This window comes from Paenibacillus sp. FSL E2-8871 (assembly GCF_038000345.1).
Taxonomy (GTDB): domain Bacteria; phylum Bacillota; class Bacilli; order Paenibacillales; family Paenibacillaceae; genus Paenibacillus_AQ.
In genome coordinates this window covers 2,892,516-2,910,018 of record NZ_JBBOBV010000001.1, presented here as the reverse complement: position 1 = coordinate 2,910,018, position 17,503 = coordinate 2,892,516, and the positions used below count along the sequence as shown (strand labels likewise).

Below are 17,503 nucleotides of genomic sequence, written 5' to 3'. Positions count from 1 at the left end.
TATTATGATACTTATAGAAACAAGAGAAGCAGTTCTTGGTAACATGGAGAATGTAATTCGAGAATTGGCGAAACATAAAGATAAGTCTCCTGCTTCTCCTGAGGTTCAAAATTTAATAAGTAAATGGAAAAGCTGCCTTGAAGAATTTATGGTCGTTTTATCAATGACTTTAATCATTTTGACAAGCATTGGCGATTATGGCCGTATATCAGATAGCCTATCTCATTTCTATGGTATAATTCCATTTTAGAACATCAATCCATTTTGGAAGGGACATTATATGTTTAATTTGAATGATTGTATTGGTTTCATAACGAATACTGCTTCAAAAAAAATAGTAGACGAATTCAACAGGAGACTTAAAGACATTGGAATTACGAAAGTAAAATGGACGGCCCTTTTTTTTATCGGGGAAAAAGATGGAATATCCCAAAAAGAACTATCCCAAAAAATGAATGTTAATGAATCGTCTATAGCCAGGCTTCTTGATCGCATGGAAAGAGAAAAATTATGCTCAAGAGTCAGAGATTCTCAAGATAGAAGAATAATCAGAATTAATCTAACGCAAGAGGGCGAAGATCTAAGAGCTGAGTTGCTTCCGATAGGTCAAAATTTTCATGATGATGCAACAAATGGAATATCCCAGGAAGAACTGCATATTTTTACGACAGTATTAGATAAGATGGTTCATAATTTGTCAAAAATCCACTAAATCGTTCGATATTATTATAAGGAGGGTTTTTTTTACGTAAATACTTTACATAGCAACTATTGCAGTGTAAAGTATTATTATGAAATCATAAGTGAAACAATTCACATGAAAAGGATGGGATTCAATTGAAGAAGGATGTAAGACAAATGCTTCATGATTTTACAAGCGGGTTAGCTACTCTAGCTGAGACTAATGGGGACAGCGTAAATGCATTTATGAATTTGCTGGGAACCAATTATGCTGATGGTGCCTTAGACACCAAAACAAAAGAACTGATCAGTGTAGCGATTGGCGCGTATAATCGTTGCGAGTACTGCATAGTGTTTCACGTTTATAAAGCCTTGGAAGCAGGAGCGACCAGGGAGCAGATCCTTGAATCTGCTATGGTTGCTGTTGCCTTCGGCGGTGGACCTAGCATGGCGTATTCAGTCACATTACTTAAAGATTCTATTGATGAATTTGAACAAGATTTCAAGTAAGGATGTCATTTCATTGGCAATCTCTGCGCAATTGGCGGAGGTTGCCAAATTAATGGATACGGTAAATGTGAATAAAACTACACATCAGACTAGGGGGAATTTATGTGGATATAAAACTTGAACAGCTTACTGGGCATGAAAAAAAATCAAGAGTGGGAAAGATCAACATTTCTGTCGGGGAATCAGTTTCAGTGGGCCAGACCTTATTGCAATTGGAGAGTAAAAAGGGCAATTCCCCTTTTAATTCAAAATATAAATGCGTTATAAATGAGATTCTGGTTGAAGAAGGACAAGAAATTGAGTTAGGCCAGTGTTTATTTAAAGTTACTGCTGAAAATGCAGGAAAAGAAAAACCTAAGCTGGATTATTTTGGAGGGATGGTTTACGGTAAAAAGGAACAGTTACAAGCGGACCTGTTAATTATTGGGGCGGGACCAGGGGGTTATGTGTCGGCCATCTATGCTGCTAAACGTGGAATTAAAACGGTTATTGTAGAAAAATTGTCTGTGGGTGGAACCTGCCTTAATGTAGGTTGTATTCCAACCAAGGCTTTGATTAAATCCTCGGAGGTCTTTCATAATATAATGAAGGCCGAAGATTTTGGCATTACGGTTAAAGATATTCAGCTTGATATGGCTAAAGTGATTGATAAGAAGGATGAGATCAAGAATACATTGGTTTCAGGGATAGATTACTTGCTTTCAAAAAATAATGTGAGAATGATCAGAGGTAGCGCATCCTTTGTAAATGACAAACAGGTTCTTGTCAAGAATGGAAAAGATGAGTATACCATAGAAGCGACGGATACCATTATTGCAACAGGTTCAAAAATTGCCAATATTAATTTACCGGGGATAGATCATGAATTTGTTCTAAACAGTACATCGGCCCTTAAACATAAGGAGAATATAAGTTCTATCACCATTATTGGCGGTGGTGTAATAGGCATGGAGTTTGCCTTTATCTATTCCAATTTTGGAATTCAAGTAAATGTTATTGAGTTTTGTGATAGGCTTTTGACCATGGTGGATGCGGAAGTCTCAGCAGAAATTAAAGAAATAGCTATGGACAGAGGGATTGGAGTCTACACTGGAGCTAAGGTTACAAGAATTGAAAAAGACCAGAGTGGCAAGGCTATTGTTATTTTTGAAATGGACAATGCTGAAAAATTTATCACCAGCGAAAAAGTCTTGGTTGCTATTGGAAGAACGCCAAATATGGATGATCTGGAAATAGAAAAGGCGGGCATTGCTTTAAATGAAAAAGGCAAAGGCATATCTGTTAATGAATACCTTCAAACGTCTGCAGAACATATATATGCTATCGGGGATGTAACGAATCGTATTCAGTTGGCGCATGTAGCCTCTCATGAAGGAATAGCAGCTGTGGACCATATTTTAGGGACGCCTTCTCATGTAGATTATGGTATGGTGCCCAATGTAATATTTACAACGCCAGAAATTGCATCTGTAGGTTTAACAGAAGAGCAGGCCGTGCTTAAAAATATGGACATATCGATTAGCAAGTTTCCTTTTCAGGCTAACGGAAAGGCTTTAACAATGAGAGAGGAAAAGGGCTTCATCAAATTAATTAAAGATTTGTCCAGTGGCAAAATAGTGGGTGCTTCCATTATTGGGCCGGAGGCTTCTGCACTAATAAGCACACTCACAATAATGATGAACAGCAATATCACTGAGGAAGAAATAATACACACTATATTTGCTCATCCTACTACGGGAGAAGCCATTCACGAGGCTGTTTTAGGTTTTAGCATAGGAGCACTCCACTTCGATGAATAAAATTGTCCTTTCCCAAGAGAATGATCCCTATTTTAATTTGGCCTTGGAAGAGGAGCTGTTGAGAAACGCCTGCCACGACGAAGTTACGTTATATCTATGGCAAAATGATAAGACTGTAGTGATCGGCAGAAATCAAAACCCATACACCGAATGCGACATCGAACAATTAAAGAGTAATGAAGTGAGTCTGGCCAGAAGAATTTCGGGCGGGGGCGCCGTATATCACGACTTGGGGAATCTGAACTTCACCTTTATTTTCAAAAAGGAGCAGGAAAACCTCGAAAAGCAATTAGAGGTCATTAAAGGTGCAGTTGAGGGCTTTGGATTAGAGGCAGCGTTATCTGGTAGAAACGATTTAACTTATAAGGGGAAAAAGTTTTCTGGGCATGCTTTTTACGCAGAAGAAGAAAACGGATTTCATCATGGAACATTAATGGTGGAGGTCAACCTGGAGCAGTTGGAGAGAATATTAAAACCGTCAAAATTAAAGCTGGAAGCAAAAGGAATAAGCTCTGTAAAAAGTAGAGTCATCAATCTGAAGGAACTGAATAATGACATATCTGTTGCCAGCTTGACGGAAGCGTTAATAAAAAGCTTCAAGAATGTTTACGGCAACGTTGCTGCTCCGGTGAGATATAGTAAAATGACATATACACCTTTACTTATGGAAAAATATTTTGATAACAAATGGATTTACGGAGAGAGCCCTAAATATAATGTTATTGTAGAAAGAAGTACGCCTTCAGGCAATATTCAGGCTTTTTTTAACGTGGAGCATGGAGTTGTAAAATTTTTGAAAATTTATTCTGACAGCTTAGCTATTTTGAATTTCGAAGAGTTTGAAAATAAATTCATAAATATAGATTTCCATCAAATCATGGAAAAAAATCTTCTTGAAGAAATTTTTCGGGATTTGTATGAGAATAGTTTTATATAAATTTGGCGGCGCTGATACGCTTTGATGCGATTGTGCCGTCCTTCGCCTAAAAAATTAATCATATAAAGCTTCAGTACATTTCCTGCCGGGGTGGCGGAACAGGCAGACGCACAGGACTTAAAATCCTGCGGTACGTGAGTACCGTACGGGTTCGACCCCCGTCCTCGGCATCACAGTGAAAACCTTGAGAAATCAAGGTTTTTTTGTTTTTTTGGATTAGTTTCAAAAGAGATTTTTATTTAGAACAATTATTAAGCGCACAGGATTTACTCCTTTAATTATGGAGTTTTGTCATGAAAGGTACCCAACTTACTAGCAAGTTCCTCTTCCCCGGTTAAAACCTCGACCATGATGCCCGCCCCCAAGCGAAATCCATACTTGAAAATAGATGTTAACTCCATGCCATGAGTTTGAGCATATAAGTCTAATAACGCTTCCAACTCGTCGAACTCCTCCTCTGAAAGTCGCTCCTTCCAAATCTCTATGATTTCAGATATTTAGCGCCATTTGAAACAATATTTTTTTTAGAATTTCTTGCCAACGCATTAGATAATCAGAATGAGAGGCGACTTAATTGACAAAGAAGAGATGGCTAACTATTTTTATGTTGAGTATAATCTGATGATTACTAATAACAGTTCGTTGGATTTAAAAAGCGTAGTTGTTACTGTTGATGAAAAAGATACCATCCAAATAGATGCTTTGATCGATAGTAATATTAAGCTTGGAGAAGTTGCAAAGTTCCAGATGAAAAATGGAAAACATGTATTTAAGGTTACACTCAATCCGAAAAAAAATTACTCAGTAAGTAGAGAATTTACCGAAATTATTGTCATCAATAACTTAGTCTCTTCTGAACAGAACACTAACATAAACGATATAGTCATTAATCTTTCAGATTTTCTAGAGGGTATGACAGGAGAGCTCCTTGTTAAGAATCCGATAGATTACTTGTTCAACTCTACTTTTGATTTAACAGGCATCGAAGATCAAATCGTTGCCCTATATGCCAAAAAAACGCCATCCTTTCCTATAATTCTACAGAAAGGATAACGTCTTTTTTGCTTTATGGGTAGTGTAAAACCTTAGCTGATAGCGATGGGGTAGCGTCAGGAAAATACGGTTATCCTGACACTACCCCGTATACAAGTTAAGTTACAAACAACTAATTTGAACTTAATGCATTATTGACAGTTGCGCTGTCCACGATTTGAATAAATTTTTTAACCTTATCATTCTCATCAAATTCATATAGATGGCAAAAGTCTGCTATAAATGATTTTCCTGTTGCTTTATACGTCCCACTATATTTTCCGTAGACGATAACAGTGTGATTATTAAACGCATAGATTTCATCTTTTGCAGAATAGCCATCCCATTCGGTTCCAAGGCGTTCATGTACGTTTTTCACTACTTCATCTGGACCTACATAAGTACCCGCATAAGGAAATCCAGCAGCTTCTGTCCAAGATACATTATCACTTAAATACATTTTGAAGGCATCCAATTTTCCTTCACCGGTTAATACATACGTTTCATGTAATAATTTTTGGTATATATTCATAACATTACCCCCAAGGAATTTCTTTCGTTACAACTTTTGCACTTAATTCTAATACGCCTTTATTTGCATAGCCTGGATATGCTGCTTCAAGCTTTGCAACAAAATCCGTAGAAGTTTTACTTTCTTCAGAAGCTTTAATTGCAGTTTTTAGATAATTGATAGTTGCAATAAGTGCTTGATTATCTAAGGATTTTTCAATTGAACCATGGCTTGGTACGATTATGTTAGCATTTAACCCTTGTAACACTTTCAAGTTCTCAATCCAAGCTTCCATTGCTTCTTTTGAGCTAGTATCTGCTATGAAAACATGTATTTCGTTGAAAATATCAATGCCACCAATCAATAATTTCAATTCTCTGTTAAATAAGCTTGTTCTGTAATTATCTAAACCTACAAGTTCAAAAGTTAAACCTTGAAAGTCAATGGTTTTTTCTGTAAATACTTGAGGCAATACAACATTACTAGGTGCGTTCTCTCCAAGTGCATTTTTCCAGACTTTTAATTTACCTAAGACAGAATGAACAATATGTTCAACAGTGGATTCTGTGGCATACGCAATGGCTTCTGGATACGCTGCTTTAAAACTTTCTAACCCAAAGTAGTAGTCCGGATCTCCATGGATAATAAAAATTTTATCTAAATATAAGTTATTTTTATTTAGGTAATCAACAATTTCTTTCGAATCGGATTGAGTAAATTTCGTATTTATTAAGAATGCATGTCCTGCTTTTTCAACTAAGGTTGCAGTCACCATAAAACTATTTTCTTCAGAACTAAATATCGTCAATTTCACATCATTTTGATTCATTTCGATGGTTTTAAACATAGAATTTTATCTCCTTTTTGGTGAAATTATTTAATAATATAACAATCTTTAAAACGTGCTTCAATTTTATCCGACGTCATTACTCCGCCACCAATAGGAATTAATTGGTTATCTTTGTGTAGAAGTAAAGAGGGATAGCTATTTATACCAAGTTGTTGAACCGTGTTGAAATCATTTTGAACATCTATTATAGTTTCTTGAGATTTTAGTCGCTCTAGTACTTGTTCAGGATCCAAATGATGATCAATAGCTATCTTACGATATGTTTCAGGGTCACTCAGACTTTTTCCATTATAATAAAACGCTTTTTGCATGGCAGAAGTAAATTCTAACAAACGGTTCGGTGCTAATGAACGTAAAGCTGAAAAGCCAATTGCAGCATCTTTTGAATTCATTGTAAAAGTACCTTCTGACAACAAAGCCTGATATGAAGGACCAAATTCTGCACCAGTAAGTTTATTAATTCTTTTATTACCTTCTGATATATATGAGAATTTTTTTATTGGCAGATTATCTAAAAATAATCCTCCGGATAAAACAGTTAACGGAATTTCAGGGTGATTTTTGTAAAAACCTCTAATACTTTCTGAAAATCCATAGCACCATCCACAATATGCATCCCATACATATATAAGGGTGTCTTGTTTTGTCTCCATTAAAAACGCCTACCTTTATTTTTTTATTATTAACCAATCTCGCTGTTACTTAGAAATTCTCAGCTAACTTTTTAGAGCGTAGAATTGCATCTTCTTTAATCTATTGTGCTTTTTCAGGCGCCCTATTATGCCCTTCAACATCGATTGCTTCAAAAGAAGGGACGCAAAAAAAAATCATCATTACCAAAAGATGGCGATGCTCCATTTCTAGTTCTTCAGCTGGACCTTCAGAGTAGAAAGCACCATGTACTTGAATATGCAGTGCTTTTTTATCTGTAACAGGTACTGTTACTACTAGTTGTAACCATTGTAGTTACAACTAGAATGAAAGTCAATTCTTATTGACGAAAAAATTAACTTCCTATTATTGGGCTCAATCTAAAAATTAGTGGTTGATATGTTCAACTCAATAAACGGTGTCGATTGCATTCAATTAAAATGCCCGCCATATAACAACCACGATTGCGTGTGAAGTAGTGCCGGCGTTGGTAAGCTTTGATACGATTATGTCGTCCTTCTACGGTTGCACTCGTCCAACGGCAATGATGGTAGTTCACGATCTCATCCTGCCAATTACGCATGGTTTTCAAGGTGCTTCGCACGGCGCTTTCATACACAAAGGGCAGTAACGCAAAGCGTCTGCCCTTCATTTTGCTAACATTTTTGTTAACATGGCTACATATACAAATTTCTGAACGCAGAAAGTACAGAACACAAAAAAGTGCCGTCAACCCGCGTGGTTAAAGGATTTGTGTTCGTGCTTTCCGTGGTGTTGTTTCAGGACTTAAAATCCTGCGGTACGTGAGTACCGTACGGGTTCGACCCCCGTCCTCGGCATCACAGTGAAAACCTTGAAAAATCAAGTTTTTTTTGTTTTATTAATTTTAAAGCTTCCTCCAAAAGCTAAAGGTCCTTTGTACTTAGGAATCACATCCGAGTACACAGAACTCAGGTTGATAATACTCTTATTCAGTGCTTGTCAATTCACAAGCTCTGGAGAGGAGTTTTTTAATATGAAATATTTCATGAACCACCGTATATCGAATGGTATGTGAGAGATTGGAGTTCATTGATTATTGTCGAATAACATCTTAATTTGTTGTATTATTGTTTAAGCTAGTTTTCAAGATTCAAGGAGGGTTATAGTTTGCTTACACTGAGAAGAGCCGAGCCGCGTCAAAGTAAAAAGCTCAGTCTCACATCGCTGCTTACGGGCTTGGTTACGCTGGTGGTTCTACTAACCTCAAGCATTCTTCTGATCGGTTCATACGAGTCCAAAAAACAATCATTGATGGAGACTACGCTCCATTTGAATTACTACAACGCTGACCGAATGACCAAGACAATGGACTCCTTATTTCAGTCCATGCGCAGCAGTTTGGAATACAGCGCTGCCACACTCTCCGATGACGATGGCTCAACGCCGAAGCAAGTAGATGATAATTTAGAACTGATGCGCAAGAGTAGCAATTACTTCAATTCTATCGCTGTAGTCGATGCCGACGGGATGGTCCGCAACGTAGTACCGACTAGTTTGGGGACAACAGGCGACCATATTACTTCTAAGGCCAGTTTGGAAGCTCTGGCATTCAAAAAACCTTACATATCCTCCCCCTACATGACCCCAACCACCAAGAGACTAATCGTTTTTATGAGTCAGCCGATTTTCAGCAACAATGGCATATATCGCGGTATTTTGAGCGGCACGTTTTATCTGCAAGAGAACAATATTTTGTCTATGATTTTTGGCGACAACAACGTGGACGATTCTGGCTCTTATTATTATATTGTGGATTCAAGCGGGCATCTGTTGTACCACCCGGATAAGCAGCTCATTGGGGAGGATGTCAGCAGTAACAAGGTTGTACAGAAACTTATGAAAGGGGAAAGCGGGGAACAGCAAGTGCGCAACACCCGTAACGTTGAAATGCTTGCCGGATACTCCAGCGTACCGGCCAATGGCTGGGGAATCGTGGTCGTTTCGCCGATTAGTGTCATTCATCATCAACTGATGGGCCACCTTCGGACAATTCTCGGGTATTCGTTGTTTCCGTTCATTATACTCCTAATGGGCGTCATTCTCGTAGCGTGCAAGTTGGCCCGGCCTTTTGTCTCCCTGGCGAATCTGGTGAGCAGGATGGGCAAGGAGAAGATTGTATTGCCGGAAGCGAAGCCGCAATGGAGCCGAGAGGCAGATCTGCTGACCAAGGCTGTGTTGCTTGCCGCGACGGATATTCAGAAGCAGACGGATCAACTGACCCAAGAGGCTACGACGGATGCACTGACCGGTTTAATGAACCGGAGATCGTTAGTGTATACGATGGACCAGTGGATTGCCTCAGGGCAACCGTTTTCGCTCATTGTGCTGGATGTAGACAAATTTAAACTCGTGAACGATACCTACGGCCATCTCATCGGCGACGAAGTGCTGAAACATGTAGCCAAAGTTATAGTTAACTCGTTTCGCCCAGACGATGTTTGCCACCGCTACGGCGGCGAAGAGTTCATCATCTTGCTGCCCCATACTAGACCCGAGGAAGCTTTCACCGTAGCTGAAAGAGTCCGGCGGACACTGGAACAAAGCAGGGGTCCAATCCCGACACAGATTACGATCTCCCAGGGAATCGCCCATTATCCTGTTCATGCATTGGAGCGGGAGGGGCTGCTGGAGAAGGCCGATCAAGCGTTATACTTGGCCAAGAGCAGGGGAAGAAATCAGACGATGGTCGCAGATGGTTGAAACCATTGCTCGGCATCACAGTGAAAACCTTGAGAGATCAAGGTTTTTTTGTTTTAAGTTCCCAATTAAAGAGTGGGGCACACTGTACACATGCCGGTTCCTAAGGATGGAGACTACAGTCATTTATCAGAGGGGGCAGGATATTGTCCACTAATGGACTCCGGAAGTGATTCTCGTCAAACAACTGATTCAGATGAAATCTACGATGATTGTATTGCAAAACTGAACGAAGTCGGCACAGAGAAAATGGATTGGGAATCTATTGACTGGTTAAAGTGTTCAGCTTATTTTGTATATCAGCAAGGGGATTTCTCATCTGCCTGTTTTTATTTTGCAGGCCTGATCTCATCTTGCAAAGTTATAGTACTTTCAAGGGTGATGGCTTCATCGACCGCAAATGACAGTCTGATGTCTGTTAAGGCATCCGCTAATGAGTAGGCTGAAGTTCCCGTGTGCAGGAAGCTGGACATATTCAATAAGGCTTGTCCTATCCCAATCTCTTCATCAGAAAGGGGAGAGGGATGAAACGGGTTCTGAAATAGACTAAGCTGTCCTGCACGCAATTCATGCAAGGAGAGACTTTCCAGACTGCCTTCCTGTCCGCCTTGAATCCGACTAATGTTCATATACTCGGTCTCTTCGGTTCCCAGGCGACGGATAATCTCATTATCGCGAATTTCTCCATGTGATCCGCGGATGAGTACCCGGTTGGTACGGAGGGGCGAGAAATATTGGGAGCGAGTGAAGTCAAGCACAGCGCTTTTGCCGGAGGGAAACACCATAATTGCGATATCCTGCTGCTCTGTCTTCAGGTCATCTTCGGCCTCCCTCCCCCTATAAGAGAAGTCCATGATTGGAACCTCTAGCCGGCGAGCTGTGATTTCACATGCTGTGCCAGTGATCGAGAGCCATTTACGGATCAGGCTGATTCCATGATAACCATGCGCAACAGAGACTTGAACATGACCTACCTCGCCCAAATGTCCGGTTTGAATATAGGCGGTTCTTGCCTGATGGTGAGGCAACAGCGGATATTGCTCGGCTATTTGGATCAGAGGGAAATCAATGGGGCTGGATCGAAGCAGTTCATATTCAGCCGGCGTAGAGGCGGTGGGGGTTTCGGCCAACACAGGTACTTGCAGCGCTGCAAGCTCCAACAGCAGTGAGGCGGCAGCGGTCTTGGACACCGCCAGCACCACAAAATCGCTCTCGGCCGCAAGGTGTTCTATCGAGCTGTATACGGTCAGTTTCCATTTGTCGATCAGTTGCTGGTATTTGGCAGGGTTGCGGATCAATACACCTGTTACCTGAAATTGCTGCGGAAGCAGGTGAGCCAACTTAAGATACATTTCCGCCCGCCAGCCGCTTCCGATTATTCCAAAACGAATAGGTCTGTTCATCTTTAAAATACACCTCTAATGGTTGATTAGTATGTAAATACCTTCGTAGCACAGGCATCAGTTGTCTCTTATTATTGTATATAAAAAAATGATAGAGTACATAGGATTATGTATAATGTGAAACTATTACTTTTTATTGTCTTTAGCTAAGCTATCTTATGTATTTACATACAAAGGAGCGATTATCCAATAGCCGGATGATCGCTCCTTTGTATAATCCACTTATAAAATTTCAATCAATGACCCATTCCGTGATTGTTAACGGTGTAAATTGTAGAACCGGAATCGACAGCGGAAGCACCTGCAGAGGCGATCATCAAGCTTGAACTAATTAAGACTACGACTGTAAGTAAGAACATTTTCTTTTTCATTAGTTAACTCCCTCTCTATTATAGTTTTCATTATGTTGTGATGCACTTGGAGCTGTGATTGATTAGCATAGACTCTAAGGATCTCAAATAATGCCGCTGCTTTCTTAAAGCCTGTATCATCTTTCAGCGTAATACTTAATAGTAAGGTTTCCAGAATTGTGTTTATCGCATCGCACATATTCTCCTGTTTGTAGTGGTACATCGCCAGCAAGAATTTGTAATCCACAAAATATCTTATACTCTCTTGAGTTCCTTGTGCTCCTATATCGTTAGCGTTTATTTCGAATTCACTCAGAATCCAATCTACGGAATAGTTATATTTTATCGAGGATTCCAAGATGGTAATTAGTCCTGGCAGTAACTCTTCCTCAGCACTGTTTCTAATAAATTCAACATACTCCTTTAGAACTCCTGTCTGGCCTTCCAAAAGGTCGAGCACGTAGGTATTGGCTTTTGCAATATTACAGTAGTATTTGACTTCATTAATTCCTTCATCATCTAGTCCTTTAATCCAGCCCAATTCAGCATATTTTTGAATACACATTCTAGCTTCAGGATACTTACCGAGCTTTTGCAGTGCGATTCCTTTTGAACATAAGCTAAATCCAAAATAATAGGGAATACTCCGCTTTAGGTTTTGTTCTCTCAATGTGTCACTGCTTGTCTCATATATGAATGCAATCTGGGTAATCAATCTATCTGCAATTTCAATCATAGCACCCCAATTTTCCAATGAAAAAGATGCCTTAAGCATACTAGTTAAGAAATCAGCATTTAATCCATCCAAATCCAACTTCAATGCGATCTTCCTTTCTTCTGTATATCATTCATCTGTTATAGCTATGTCGGTTGTATCTCTAGACTATTCTTTATTTTACCAATAAAGTAAGTGATTTTCATCACTGGAACGAGGAAACAAGAGTTTGTTTTGTGATTGTCCAAATATAACTAAGGTACAGTGTTTTCACTAAGTTCCATAGAATCGAGGGAATTATGTTTGTTAGGCTGTTTATTTGCCCCTCTATTTAGGGGTTATTTGTACGTAAAATACCGAAATGTACCTATCTTGGAAATCCATATTCAATTATGATCTTTCCGAAAGAAAGCGCTATCAAAGTAATTTTGACCACATTTCCTGAGGGGGTAAGGATGATTTGAAGCGAATGGGAAAAAGATTGGGTATGAGTCTGCTAGTATTCATTATTGCAGCAGCACAGTTCGGTTTTACAGGAATGAAAGGCAATGTTGCGCAAGCGGCGGAAAAGAGTATGGCTCAAAAGCCGTATATGGGCTGGAGCAGTTACAGTATGCAAGTGTATGATGGGGCAGGAAACTGGACATCGGCGGAGAGCGTTAAGAAGCAATCGGATGCGATGCTTGAGAAGCTGCAAGCCCATGGATATGAATATATTAATATTGATGCGGGCTGGAATGGCGATATGGATGAATACGGGAGACCTATTCCTAGTAAAGTCCTTTATCCGAACGGATTTCAGGAGGTCATTGACTATGTTCATAATAATGGACAAAAGATTGGGATCTATCTGATCCCGGGGGTATCTATCGATGCATATAACCGAAATCTTGAGGTGTATGGGACAGGCGGCGAATGTCGTATTCAGGATATTACGGCCAAGCCGCTTACCATTATGGATTATTGGAATTCCTACACCTATAAAATTGATTTCACGAATCCCTGTGCCCAGAAGTATGTGGATTCCATTGCAGATATGCTTGGTGAGTGGGGGATCGATTTCGTCAAATTCGACAGCGTAACCCCTGGGTCGGGGATTGACAACTTGAGCCGGGATGCACGCGGCGATGTAGAAGCATGGTCCAAGGCTTTGGATAGAAATAACATCTGGTTTGAGCTATCCTGGGCGCTCGACCACAATTACGTAGAATTCTGGAAAAAATATGCTAACGGTTGGCGAATTGATTGGGATGTTGAATCTTATGACGGCAGTGGGTTGACAGCATGGCCGAGTATTTCCCGATTATTCCCCAAAGCAGCACTTTGGTGGCGGGATGCAGGCCCTGGCGGCTGGAATGACTTCGATTCCCTGAATGTTGGTAACGGCTCCATGGATGGTCTGACCAAGGATGAGCGGAAGACTGCGATGACGTTCTGGTCCATTTCTTCCGTGCCGCTCTATACAGGGAATGACATGACACGGCTGGACAGTTATGGACTAGAACTGCTTACCAATGATGAGGTTATTGCCGTAAACCAAGCCGGACGTCCTGGTCATCCGGTATCGATGGATACCCAGCAGCAGGTATGGTATGCCAATAATGGAGATGGGACTTACAGCGTTGCTTTGTTCAATCTGGGTAGTCGGGGTGCGGAGGTTAAAGTCAAATGGAGTGATCTTGGCCTTGATGGTCCGGCTTCAGTGCGCGACCTATGGAGCCATTCCGAGCTGGGAACCTTTGAGAAGGAATTCAGCGGTGGCATCCTTGAACCCCATGCCTCTCGCATGCTTAAAGTAACCGCGCTAAGCGGTACATCAGCTGTCAATAACGATGATACAGGGATGCGCTACAGCGGAGATTGGAAGCGAAATGGAGGCAAGGAGCTGTTAGAGGGGAAGCAGGATCTGAGCATTACAATCAAGGATTCCAGTGCTGCTGCTACGAACACTCCTCAAGAGGATGCTCTTAACTCTGGGGCTGACCCTACTGCGGATTCAGCTTTGACAAGCAATACCACCGTTACGGATGTGGTTTACATTAATGATAATGACAGCGGCATTAAATACAACGGCACATGGCAGGTTAGCTCAGCCCGAGAACATGGAGATTATAATGGCGATGTGCATTATACCGAGAAAGACGGTGATTCTTTTGAGTACACCTTTACGGGAACAGGCATTGAGCTGCTGACGGAAAAGCATGAATCGCAAGGAGAAATGATTGTTACATTAGACGATGGGGTTGCACAGACTGTAAATGCGTATACAAGTGGACCAAGAGAGGTACAACAATCTCTTTACAGTGTAGCAGGACTTTCTAACGGCCCTCACACGCTTAAGGTGAGCAAGGGATCGGGAAATTATATGCTGCTCGACGCGCTGAAAGTGACAACAGAAAGTCCGGCTGGGGGTCAGAACAGTTCTATCACTCCGACTTCCGCTGGGTTTGATAAAGCAACGGAACAACAGAAGGATGTCACTGTCTCGCTTAATCTGCATGGTAATACGCTGAGTGGTATTGAGAATAATGGAGTGGCACTCCGCGACGAAGATTATACGGTGACTAATGACAAATTGACCATTAAGAAGGAATATCTTGCACAGCAATCTGCTGGCATAACAAGTCTTAACATCAACTTTAATGCCGGTGATCCACAGACACTAGCGGTACACATTAGCGATTCTACAGGCATCCGTTATGTGATGGTTAATAACGACGATCCGGGAATCAAATATAACGGTACTTGGTCCCGCAGTAGTGGAAGAGGAGTGGGCGACTACAATGACGATGTGCAGTATGCGGAGCAGAATGGTGATTCTTTTGAATATACCTTTAGAGGAACAGGGATTCAACTGTTCACTGAGGTAGATGAATCACAAGGGGATATGGATATCTATGTAGACGATCAATACAAGGGCACGGTAAGCGCTTATCGAAACGGGCGATTGTCACAGCAGATTCTGTACAGTATCTCTGGGCTTACAGATGGACAGCACACACTCAAGGCTGTGAAAAAATCAGGCAGATTCATGCTGCTTGACATGCTCAAGGTAGAGATTCCGAATATGATTAATCCGATCGCAGCGAGCTTTGATAAATCGCCTTCTGCTCAGCAGGACATTGAGATTACACTTCTACAACAGCCGGAAAGCTTTATAGGCATTACGAATGGATCATATCATCTGGTTCCTGGGACCGATTATACGGTAGCTGGTGACCGTGTTACACTGAACAAATCTTATCTCGCATCACAACCAGTGGGAAAGCTGAACCTCAGCTTTACTATTGGTGGCGATTATCTTAATGATGTGCATTCAACGACAGTGGAAGGCGATTCCTTTGAATATACCTTCAAGGGCACTGGAATCCGCTTGATCACACCTACGGGTCCAGATCAAGGTGAAGTAGATATTTATGTGGACGGACAATGGATTCAGACCATGAATGCTTATAGTCAGAGTCGACTGACACAACAGGAGATTTACAGTATTTCTGGATTGGCAAGCGGCTTACACACACTTAAAGCTGTGAAGAAATCAGGTAATCTCATGCTGACAGATCAATTGAAATTCACAGTCCCAACCAGTGATGGCGGAACAACGAACCCTACAGAACCTCCAACACCAACGCCGACAGCAACACCTACACCGACTGATGCAGGGGGTCCGTCTATACCAGCTCAGCCTTCATCCACACCTACCCTGACTCCGACGCCAACGCCAACTCCGGCATCTGGAACTGATGGGAAGGATGATTCCGAGACGATGCGACATTCGGCGTATATCAACGGATATCCGGGTGGCTTCTTTAAACCCGATGCTCCCATTACCCGTGCTGAGATGGCAACCATCCTAGCGAAGGTTGCTGAGAAAGAGGCCACTGGATCAGGCGTAACATTCAGTGATGTATCCTCCAGCTATTGGGGGGCAGATGCTATTGCGAAAGTAGCTAAGATGGGACTAATGAACGGTTATATTGATGGTACTTTTAAGCCTAATCAACCATTGACGCGTGCAGAAATGGCTAGTTTAACAGCCATGCTGAGCCCGAATTCTACAACATCGGGCCGTGGCTTCTCTGACATCACCGGTCACTGGGCACAGGCAGCGATAAAGAAAGCCCAAGATATAGGCATAATGAATGGCTACAGTGACGGAACTTTCCGCCCGAATTCCAAGCTTACTCGTGCGGAAGCCGTTACAGCTATCAACAGAGTTTTGGGCAGGGGCCCGCTTATGGGTGTCACACAGTCAGGGTGGAACGATGTTCCAGTCTCCCACTGGGCATTCGGTGATATTGAGGAGGCTTCGACCGACCATATCTCGAAGCCTAGTACACAAGGCGGAGAACAGTGGACAGAATAAGTTGAGCGATGAATGAACGGAGGGGCCTTCTTTGGCCCCTTTTTTCTGAATGATATGAGATGAGAAAAAGAAGGGGAGATGAGCATGAATATTCTGATTACCGGAGCAAGTGGATTTATCGGAACGGCTCTAGCCAAGTATTTGGCAGATAAACATACAGTAATTTGTCTGTCACGCCAAGCTCCGGAAGGGGATTTTGCGTATGTTCAGGGTTCTTTTGATTCGGCGGAGGATTTGAGCAGGCTGGACTCGTATGATATTCAGGCGGTGATTCATCTTGCCGCAGTTACTGGCGGCTCTACTGAGGAGGAAAGCCTTGCTGTTAATGTGCTGGGAACAAGGAGATTGTACCGATATCTGCTTGACCACGGTTGCCAAAAGTTCATCACAGCGAGCTCCATTGCCGTGGTGGGTGGACTCACTGAGGATTTTATTCCGCTTGAGCTGCCTATCCCAGATGATCATCCCTGTATGGCAGCGGATGCCTATGGGCTAAGCAAGGCTATGGTCGAGGAGCTGACCCGGTATTTTCATCGCAATCATAAAGATACCGACTTTATCAATCTTCGCTTTGGAGCTGTAGCCTCCCCAGGCTGGATTCCTCCTGTCTTGAAGACAGGATCCAAGCCAACGCTCCCGTTCATCACACTGGGGCATGTCCATGCTGAGGATGTGGTGGAGGGAATTACTGCGGCACTGCAATCTCCACTTAAGCCGGGGGTAAGAACTCTCAATCTGGTTGGGCCGGATGCTAGCAGCAATTTGCCAGTGGCTGAGCTCCTTACCCCGTTGGTGGGGAATGATTATAATTTGGATTATTATCATTTTTCCGGTCAAGAATATAAGCCTTTGTATGCTATGGATCGTTTCAAGGAGGAATTCGGTTTTGTGCCTTCACGTTCTACCCGCCATACGATGGGTACAACTTAGAAGGGTTAACATACTGGAAAGATAAAAAA

At 41.7% G+C, this 17,503-nt stretch carries 15 protein-coding genes, 1 tRNA gene and 2 pseudogenes; 10 read left to right on the top strand and 8 right to left on the bottom strand.

Features of this window, described 5'->3' with window-relative positions; genetic code table 11:
* The first annotated feature begins 4 nt into the window (after positions 1–4).
* The 6 genes from NYE25_RS13295 to NYE25_RS13270 all read left to right on the top strand — a co-directional run bounded on the left by NYE25_RS13295 (position 5) and on the right by NYE25_RS13270 (position 4,097).
* Positions 5–250, top strand: coding sequence for a TipAS antibiotic-recognition domain-containing protein (locus tag NYE25_RS13295; protein WP_341146102.1), 246 nt, complete (start codon positions 5–7; stop codon positions 248–250).
* Positions 251–280: 30 nt separating this feature from the next.
* On the top strand, positions 281–712 hold the full coding sequence (locus tag NYE25_RS13290) for a MarR family winged helix-turn-helix transcriptional regulator (protein ID WP_341146101.1): 432 nt from the start codon (positions 281–283) through the stop codon (positions 710–712).
* Positions 713–837: 125 nt separating this feature from the next.
* Complete coding sequence (locus NYE25_RS13285) at positions 838–1,191, top strand: carboxymuconolactone decarboxylase family protein (protein ID WP_060626660.1); 354 nt, start codon at positions 838–840, stop codon at positions 1,189–1,191.
* Between the two features lie 104 nt (positions 1,192–1,295).
* Complete coding sequence (gene lpdA, locus NYE25_RS13280) at positions 1,296–2,990, top strand: dihydrolipoyl dehydrogenase (protein WP_341146100.1); 1,695 nt, start codon at positions 1,296–1,298, stop codon at positions 2,988–2,990.
* Entirely contained in the window at positions 2,983–3,927 is a 945-nt protein-coding gene (locus NYE25_RS13275; RefSeq protein ID WP_341146099.1) for a lipoate--protein ligase, read from the top strand. Before lpdA ends, NYE25_RS13275 begins: the two co-directional genes overlap by 8 nt.
* Before the next feature lie 84 nt (positions 3,928–4,011).
* A tRNA-Leu gene (locus NYE25_RS13270) sits at positions 4,012–4,097 on the top strand.
* A 108-nt stretch (positions 4,098–4,205) separates the two neighbouring features.
* Here NYE25_RS13270 and NYE25_RS13265 read toward each other — a convergent pair.
* Complete coding sequence (locus NYE25_RS13265; protein ID WP_341129588.1) at positions 4,206–4,412, bottom strand: DUF6809 family protein; 207 nt, start codon at positions 4,410–4,412, stop codon at positions 4,206–4,208.
* A 73-nt stretch (positions 4,413–4,485) separates the two neighbouring features.
* Here NYE25_RS13265 and NYE25_RS13260 point away from each other — a divergent pair, with 73 nt between their 5' ends.
* The gene (locus NYE25_RS13260) at positions 4,486–4,980 is read left to right on the top strand and encodes a hypothetical protein (RefSeq protein ID WP_341146098.1); all 495 of its coding nucleotides are present in this window, start codon (positions 4,486–4,488) and stop codon (positions 4,978–4,980) included.
* Between the two features lie 112 nt (positions 4,981–5,092).
* Here the strand turns inward: NYE25_RS13260 and NYE25_RS13255 are convergent, their stop codons facing one another.
* The 5 genes and pseudogenes from NYE25_RS13255 to NYE25_RS13235 all read right to left on the bottom strand — a co-directional run.
* Positions 5,093–5,491: a nuclear transport factor 2 family protein gene (locus tag NYE25_RS13255; protein WP_076284730.1), complete on the bottom strand. Its 399-nt coding sequence runs from the start codon at positions 5,489–5,491 to the stop codon at positions 5,093–5,095.
* 4 nt (positions 5,492–5,495) lie between these two features.
* On the bottom strand, positions 5,496–6,317 hold the full coding sequence (locus tag NYE25_RS13250) for a cytoplasmic protein (protein WP_341146097.1): 822 nt from the start codon (positions 6,315–6,317) through the stop codon (positions 5,496–5,498).
* Between the two features lie 26 nt (positions 6,318–6,343).
* The gene (locus NYE25_RS13245) at positions 6,344–6,973 is read right to left on the bottom strand and encodes a DsbA family protein (RefSeq protein WP_076284728.1); all 630 of its coding nucleotides are present in this window, start codon (positions 6,971–6,973) and stop codon (positions 6,344–6,346) included.
* Positions 6,974–7,073: 100 nt separating this feature from the next.
* Positions 7,074–7,253, bottom strand: a pseudogene (locus NYE25_RS13240) (FMN-dependent NADH-azoreductase); the annotation flags it as partial.
* Positions 7,254–7,374: 121 nt separating this feature from the next.
* A pseudogene (locus tag NYE25_RS13235) lies at positions 7,375–7,578 on the bottom strand (transposase); the annotation flags it as partial.
* A 542-nt stretch (positions 7,579–8,120) separates the two neighbouring features.
* Between NYE25_RS13235 and NYE25_RS13230 the strand changes: the two are divergent.
* Positions 8,121–9,713 (top strand): sensor domain-containing diguanylate cyclase, encoded by a 1,593-nt coding sequence (locus tag NYE25_RS13230; RefSeq protein WP_341146096.1) that lies wholly within the window; start codon positions 8,121–8,123, stop codon positions 9,711–9,713.
* Between the two features lie 326 nt (positions 9,714–10,039).
* Here the strand turns inward: NYE25_RS13230 and NYE25_RS13225 are convergent, their stop codons facing one another.
* A complete protein-coding gene (locus tag NYE25_RS13225; protein ID WP_341146095.1) occupies positions 10,040–11,113 on the bottom strand; it encodes a Gfo/Idh/MocA family oxidoreductase in 1,074 nt (357 codons plus the stop codon).
* 327 nt (positions 11,114–11,440) lie between these two features.
* Positions 11,441–12,283, bottom strand: coding sequence for a DNA-binding protein (locus NYE25_RS13220; RefSeq protein WP_341146094.1), 843 nt, complete (start codon positions 12,281–12,283; stop codon positions 11,441–11,443).
* 364 nt (positions 12,284–12,647) lie between these two features.
* Here NYE25_RS13220 and NYE25_RS13215 point away from each other — a divergent pair, with 364 nt between their 5' ends.
* Together NYE25_RS13215 and NYE25_RS13210 are read left to right on the top strand one after the other, a co-directional pair.
* A complete protein-coding gene (locus NYE25_RS13215; RefSeq protein ID WP_341147724.1) occupies positions 12,648–16,544 on the top strand; it encodes a X2-like carbohydrate binding domain-containing protein in 3,897 nt (1,298 codons plus the stop codon).
* 84 nt (positions 16,545–16,628) lie between these two features.
* A complete protein-coding gene (locus tag NYE25_RS13210) occupies positions 16,629–17,474 on the top strand; it encodes an NAD-dependent epimerase/dehydratase family protein (protein WP_341146093.1) in 846 nt (281 codons plus the stop codon).
* Positions 17,475–17,503 lie beyond the last annotated feature (29 nt).

What these genes read in the sequence shown, in the direction of transcription:
- NYE25_RS13295 (WP_341146102.1), top strand. Translation starts at nt 5, where the DNA reads ATGATACTTATAGAAACAAGAGAAGCAGTTCTTGGTAACATGGAGAAT.
- NYE25_RS13290 (WP_341146101.1), top strand. Translation starts at nt 281, where the DNA reads ATGTTTAATTTGAATGATTGTATTGGTTTCATAACGAATACTGCTTCA.
- NYE25_RS13275 (WP_341146099.1), top strand. Translation starts at nt 2,983, where the DNA reads ATGAATAAAATTGTCCTTTCCCAAGAGAATGATCCCTATTTTAATTTG.
- NYE25_RS13260 (WP_341146098.1), top strand. Translation starts at nt 4,486, where the DNA reads ATGAGAGGCGACTTAATTGACAAAGAAGAGATGGCTAACTATTTTTAT.
- NYE25_RS13255 (WP_076284730.1), bottom strand. Translation starts at nt 5,491, where the DNA reads ATGAATATATACCAAAAATTATTACATGAAACGTATGTATTAACCGGT.
- NYE25_RS13250 (WP_341146097.1), bottom strand. Translation starts at nt 6,317, where the DNA reads ATGTTTAAAACCATCGAAATGAATCAAAATGATGTGAAATTGACGATA.
- NYE25_RS13245 (WP_076284728.1), bottom strand. Translation starts at nt 6,973, where the DNA reads ATGGAGACAAAACAAGACACCCTTATATATGTATGGGATGCATATTGT.
- NYE25_RS13225 (WP_341146095.1), bottom strand. Translation starts at nt 11,113, where the DNA reads ATGAACAGACCTATTCGTTTTGGAATAATCGGAAGCGGCTGGCGGGCG.
- NYE25_RS13215 (WP_341147724.1), top strand. Translation starts at nt 12,648, where the DNA reads ATGGGAAAAAGATTGGGTATGAGTCTGCTAGTATTCATTATTGCAGCA.
- NYE25_RS13210 (WP_341146093.1), top strand. Translation starts at nt 16,629, where the DNA reads ATGAATATTCTGATTACCGGAGCAAGTGGATTTATCGGAACGGCTCTA.